The following is a 6,614-nucleotide window of genomic DNA, read 5'->3' as shown; positions in this document are numbered from 1 at the left end:
GATGGGTGGCTTTTTTGCGTTTGGGAGAAGATAAAGTTTAATCCCTTATTTAAGGCGGCTTATTTTTTCAAATATGGGTTATTCCAATAGATAGATTAAAGAATTATTAGTAAGAAATTTATCAAAGCCCTCATCTATTTCATACCTTACCTTCCATCACTTCCCTTCTTTTCCCATTTTCTCTATTTTTGGCGGATTCCAGCCAGCATTACTAGTACTTAGTATCTTTGTCTCTGTATAGGATATAAATAAAAATTCTAATAAATATTGATGTTTATAATTGAATAGTTTTTATCATAATATAAATAGAATCATACAGTTATAACCATGCTATATATAGCAATCAAATTGTACCAAATCTAATCACTTGAAATAATTTCAATTAGTGTTGAAAGACTCGACAATGATGGCAACTTTGGTTAGATTATTTAGCATTCTAGAAGTCTAAACGTATAAATGTATAAAAGGGGAAGATGATGCCAATTCGTTTACCTGATGAGTTGCCAGCGGTAAATTTCTTACGAGAGGAGAATGTTTTTGTCATGACAACGACAAGAGCAAGCCTTCAGGAGATCCGTCCCTTGAAAGTGTTACTACTCAATTTGATGCCTAAGAAAATTGAAACTGAAAATCAATTTTTACGTTTACTGTCGAACACACCGCTACAAGTTGATATTCAGTTACTGCGAATTGATCAGCGTGAATCTAAAAATACGCCTGCGGAACATCTGAATACCTTTTATTGTGACTTTGAGGATATCCAAGACCAGAATTTTGATGGATTGATTGTGACTGGTGCTCCTTTAGGTTTAGTGGAGTTTTGTGATGTTGCTTATTGGCAGCAAATAGAAAAAGTGATTCATTGGGCGAAAGATCATGTGACCTCGACTCTATTTGTTTGCTGGGCGGTGCAGGCTGCATTGAAAGTGCTTTATGATTTACCTAAATGGACACGGGAAGAAAAGCTATCTGGTATTTATCAGCATGATACGCTTGAGCCTTTTGCCCTATTAACCCGAGGATTTGATGGATCTTTTTATGCGCCTCATTCACGCTATGCTGACTTCCCTGAATCATTGATCCGCAAACATACGGATTTGGATATATTAGCTAGTTCACAAGAAGCAGGGGCTTATCTATTTGCATCTAAAGATAAGCGATTAGTTTTTGTTACAGGTCATCCAGAATACGATGCGGATACCCTCGCTCAAGAATATTGGCGCGATGTTGATGCTGGAATTTCGCCAAATATCCCCTGTAATTATTTTAGGGAAAATAATCCGGAAAAGGATCCCATTATTACTTGGCGTAGTCATGGGCACCTACTTTTCTCAAATTGGTTAAATTATTATGTGTATCAGATCACACCTTTCGATCTTAGTCATATGCAGCCGACGTTAGATTAAAAAACCACCTATCTACTGCCAGATACGCTTATAACAACGTATTCGCCTAGTGTAATGATAAATTACAGCGATTTCATTTAAGTTGAATCCTAATTAAAGAATTTAAGCAGCCCTGATGAGGCTGCTTTTTTTGTTTTTTAGTAAATGATTGTTATTTTTACAACACATTGATTTAACTTAATTTTAACATCTTTTGTTGTGAAAAGGGAACCTGCAATCATAATTAGAATCTTGTTAATTTAATTATATATCAATATGTTGTATTTAAATTAAAATAAAATGGAAACTGTTTTTGATTTATTTTTATTTTGAGTTAGTCTTAATTTATCGGCAGATATGAGAGAGGATCGACCAATGGATCAGCAATTATCAGCATCAACATTAACATTTACTAAGAGTTTTAATCAGCAAGATAGCAAGGTGCTAACGACTGAAGCTATCGCGTTTCTTTCTGATCTGGCAGAAAAGTTTTCCGCTAAAAGAGATGTGCTATTGAAAGAAAGGCAAGTTAGACAACAGAAAATAGATTCTGGCATGTTGCCTGATTTCATTTCAGAAAGTGATTCCATTAAAAAGGCTGATTGGAAAATTCAAAATATCCCTGAGGATTTGCGTGATCGCCGAGTTGAGATCACTGGCCCTGTAGAGCGTAAGATGGTGATCAATGCGCTTAATGCCAATGTTAAAGTTTTTATGGCTGATTTTGAAGATTCACTCTCCCCTTCATGGGATAAATTGATCGATGGGCAAATTAATTTAAGAGATGCGGTTCGAGGCGATATTTCGTATACCAACGAAAATGGAAAGGTTTACCAATTAAAATCTAACCCTGCTGTATTAATCGCGCGTGTTCGTGGTCTGCATTTAGATGAAAAACATGTTTTGCTCGATGGTAAGCCAATCCCCGGAGGGTTATTCGATTTTGCGCTCTACTTTTTTCATAACTATGAAGCGCTACTAGCAAAAGGAAGTGGCCCTTACTTCTATATACCCAAACTTGAGTCTTGGCAGGAAGCTCAATGGTGGAGTGATGTATTTAGTATGGCCGAAGACTCTGTTGGTTTACCACGAGGAACGATTAAGGCCACCGTACTTATCGAAACACTGCCAGCTGTTTTTCAGATGGATGAAATCTTGTATCACATGCGCCAGCATATCGTTGGTCTAAATTGTGGCCGTTGGGATTATATTTTCAGTTATATCAAAACATTAAAAGAGCACGCAGATAGGGTATTACCTGATCGCCAAGTCGTGACCATGACACAACCTTTTTTAAGTGCTTATTCTCGGTTGCTGATTAAAACTTGCCACCGTCGAGGGGCTTTTGCAATGGGGGGGATGTCTGCCTTTATCCCAAGTAAAGATGCACAAGAGAATAAAGCTATTTTAGAGAAGGTTAAAGCTGATAAGGAATTAGAAGCCCGTAATGGTCATGATGGCTCATGGGTTGCACACCCTGGGTTAGCAGACACCGTCATGGCGGTTTTTAACCAAGCACTGGGCGAACACCAAAACCAATTACACGTATCGCGCGATTCAGACGAAGAAATTACCGCTCAGCAGCTATTGCAGCCTTGTGATGGCGAAAGGACGGAAGCGGGTATGCGAGCGAATATCCGAGTTGCAGTTCAATATATTGAAGCATGGATATCTGGAAATGGTTGTGTACCGATATATGGCTTAATGGAGGATGCTGCAACGGCAGAAATTTCTCGTACCTCTATTTGGCAATGGATCCGCCATGGTAAGTCGCTTTCAAATGGTGAAAAAGTCACTAAAGCCCTCTTTGAAGAAATGTTAGATGAAGAATTACAAGTCATTCAAAAAGAGCTTGGTGATCAGAAGTTCCAAAGTGGTCGTTTCCGTGAGGCCGCTGACTTGATGCGAAGAATAACAACGCAAGATGAACTCATTGAGTTTTTAACAATACCTGGTTACCAATTTATTAATTAAGCACGATTAAAGCCGTTCCGATAGGCCCTACTTAAATTATAAGGAATACGAACATGACGATATCACGCGCAGAGCAGATTGCCCAATTAGAGAATGAGTGGAAAAAAGCACGTTGGGAAGGGATCACTCGCCCTTATAGTGCTGAAGAAGTGGTGAAGCTGCGTGGTTCAGTTAACCCAGAACATACTCTAGCGACCAGAGGGGCACAAAGGTTATGGGATCAACTCCATGGCTATTCTAAAAAAGGTTATGTGAATGCCTTAGGTGCCTTAACGGGGGGACAAGCATTACAGCAAGCCAAAGCGGGAATTGAAGCTATTTATCTTTCTGGCTGGCAAGTGGCAGCGGATGCGAACACGGCATCAAGTATGTACCCTGACCAATCGTTATACCCGGTCGATTCGGTTCCTTCGGTCGTGAAAAAGATAAACAACACGTTCCGTCGGGCGGATCAAATTCAATGGGCTAATGGGATTGGGCCAGAAAATAAGGAATACATTGATTTCTTCCTCCCTATCGTTGCTGATGCTGAAGCGGGATTTGGTGGGGTGCTAAATGCCTTTGAACTAATGAAAGGTATGATTGAAGCGGGAGCTGCTGCGGTACATTTTGAAGATCAGCTCGCGGCGGTTAAAAAATGTGGTCATATGGGTGGAAAGGTACTAGTACCAACCCAAGAGGCGATACAAAAGTTAGTTGCGGCTCGTTTAGCAGCGGATGTGTCGGGAGTACCAACGATTTTAATCGCGAGAACGGATGCAGACGCCGCCGATCTTTTAACGTCGGATTGCGACCCGTATGATGCCGAATTTATCACAGGGGAAAGAACCAACGAAGGCTTTTTCCGTACTAAAGCGGGCATTGAGCAAGCCATTAGCCGTGGGCTCGCTTACGCGCCATATGCTGATTTGGTCTGGTGTGAAACATCAAAACCTGATTTAGAGGCGGCTCGCCAATTTGCCGAGGCGATCCACGCGAAATACCCGGGTAAATTACTGGCTTATAATTGCTCACCTTCCTTTAACTGGAAGAGAAACTTGGACGATGCGACGATTGCTCGCTTCCAAGATGAGCTTTCAGCGATGGGTTACCGCTTCCAGTTTATCACATTGGCGGGTATTCATAGCATGTGGTTTAACATGTTTGATTTAGCTCATGCGTATGCACAAGGTGAAGGTATGAAGCACTACGTAGAGAAAGTTCAGGAGCGTGAGTTTGCTGCGATTGATAAGGGTTATACCTTCTCTTCGCATCAGCAGGAGGTGGGAACGGGTTATTTTGATAAGGTAACGACTGTGATCCAAGGTGGAACATCGTCAGTCACTGCGCTGACAGGTTCGACGGAAGAAGAGCAGTTTTAACCAGAAACTTCTTTCATTAAGCCGCGCATATTTTTCTTTTGTTCATATGTATCTGTTTTTTGTTTTACCGGCACTTTCGAGTGCCGTTTTTTGTCGGGAGCTACTATGACACTATCGACTGAACAGATAATTTCTCAAACCATTTTACAAGGTTTTGATGCTCAGTATGGTCGTTTTTTAGAGATTACATCAGGTGCACAGGAACGATTTGAACGGGCAGATTGGCATGCTATTCAAGATGCGATGAAACAAAGAATACAGTTGTATGACCACCATGTAGGGTTAGTCGTGGCTCAGTTACAATTTATGGGGTTGGTTCAGTCATTAACGCCAGAAATGCTTTCGAATATTAAACGGGTATACACGGCATTGTTACCGCATTACCCGCGTTTTGAGATTGCAGAAAGTTTTTTTAATTCGGTGTATTGTCGTTTGTTCCAGCATCGGGAACTGACGCAAGACAACTTATTTATTTTTACCTCTCAGCCAGCTCGGCGTTTTAGTGACCTGCCTAGGCCATTAGCTCGAGAATATCCGGTTAAAGACAGTTTGTTTAATGTACTGGAAGAAGTGCTAAGTGCATTGCCGCTACGTTTGCAGTGGCGCTCTTTAAGTTGGGATGTGCAATGCATTGTTGAGAGCCTAATAGAACGATTCCCTAATATTCGCAATGAAACGGTTACTTTCCAGATTGCGAATGAATTGTTTTATAGAAATAAGGCAGCGTGGCTGGTGGGAAAATTGGTCATTAATAATGAAGTTCACCCCTTTTTATTACCTATTCATCATGACGCTGACCACAAAATTTATGTTGATACCTGTTTAACGGGGTTTGATGAAGCCAGCATCGTCTTTGGTTTTGCTCGCTCTTATTTTATGGTTTATGCCCCATTTCCAGCCGCATTGGTTTTTTGGTTACGGGAAATTTTACCGAGTAAATCTATTGCTGAACTGTATATGGCAATTGGCTGCCAAAAACATGGAAAGACGGAGTACTATCGTGAATATCTGGCTTTTATTAATTTTTCTCGAGAACAGTTCACGATAGCGCCTGGTGTGAAGGGAATGGTAATGTTGGTATTCACTTCGCCTTCTTTTGATCGCGTATTTAAATTGATTAAAGATGAGTTTGCTCCACAAAAAGAGGTCACGAGGGAACGTGTACAGGAGTGCTATCGGCTTGTTAAAGAACACGATAGGGTTGGGCGAATGGCGGATACCCAAGAATTTGAAAACTTTATTATTGAAAAGCGTTATATCAGTGATGAACTGATGGCGGAATTACTTAAGGAAGCCCCTTCCCTGATAGAAGATTTAGGCGACAAAATATTGATCCGTCATTTGTATATGGAACGGAAGATGACGCCATTAAATATTTATATGGATGAGGCTGACGAAGCGCAATTACATCATGTGATTGATGAGTATGGTCAGGCGATAAAACAGCTAGCGGCAGCAAATATTTTTCCAGGCGATATGTTATTTAAAAATTTTGGTGTGACACGTCATGGCCGCGTTGTTTTTTATGACTATGATGAAATTTGCTATATGACCGAAGTAAATTTTAGGAAGATCCCTGAACCTATGTACCCAGAGCAAGAACTTTCGGGGGAGCCTTGGTACAGCGTGGGAGAGCAGGATGTTTTTCCAGAGGAGTTTGCGTTATTTTTATGCCAAGACCCTAAAATACGCGGTTATTTACAGAAGCGGCATGCCAACTTATTTACGGCAGAATATTGGCAAGGCTTACAAAATAGGATCCGCAGCGGCTATATCGAGGACGTCTATGCTTATCGAGAAGATTTGCGCTTTAGTTTACGTTTTGGACAGGAGCCAATGCAGCGACTTAGTGGCTGAGTTAAGCAAATAGAGCCACAGTATTGGGATACTCTGG

General features: G+C 40.9%; 4 protein-coding genes. All 4 read left to right on the top strand.

The window, feature by feature from the left end; genetic code table 11:
• The first annotated feature begins 476 nt into the window (after positions 1–476).
• The 4 genes from metA (at position 477) to aceK (ending at position 6,577) form a co-directional block, all read left to right on the top strand.
• Positions 477–1,406 carry a homoserine O-acetyltransferase MetA gene (gene metA, locus PSF11_RS13680; protein WP_014656942.1) on the top strand — a complete coding sequence of 310 codons (930 nt, stop codon included), beginning with the start codon at positions 477–479 and terminating at the stop codon, positions 1,404–1,406.
• 354 nt (positions 1,407–1,760) lie between these two features.
• Positions 1,761–3,359, top strand: coding sequence for a malate synthase A (gene aceB / locus PSF11_RS13675; protein ID WP_014656941.1), 1,599 nt, complete (start codon positions 1,761–1,763; stop codon positions 3,357–3,359).
• A gap of 53 nt (positions 3,360–3,412) precedes the next feature.
• On the top strand, positions 3,413–4,720 hold the full coding sequence (aceA, locus tag PSF11_RS13670) for an isocitrate lyase (RefSeq protein ID WP_072502580.1): 1,308 nt from the start codon (positions 3,413–3,415) through the stop codon (positions 4,718–4,720).
• 105 nt (positions 4,721–4,825) lie between these two features.
• On the top strand, positions 4,826–6,577 hold the full coding sequence (gene aceK / locus PSF11_RS13665; protein ID WP_004925884.1) for a bifunctional isocitrate dehydrogenase kinase/phosphatase: 1,752 nt from the start codon (positions 4,826–4,828) through the stop codon (positions 6,575–6,577).
• Positions 6,578–6,614 lie beyond the last annotated feature (37 nt).

It is taken from the genome of Providencia sp. PROV119 (assembly GCF_028482435.1).
Lineage (GTDB): Bacteria > Pseudomonadota > Gammaproteobacteria > Enterobacterales > Enterobacteriaceae > Providencia > Providencia stuartii.
Note: the sequence above shows the minus strand (reverse complement) of the source record. Positions and strands in the feature narration are given on the sequence as shown.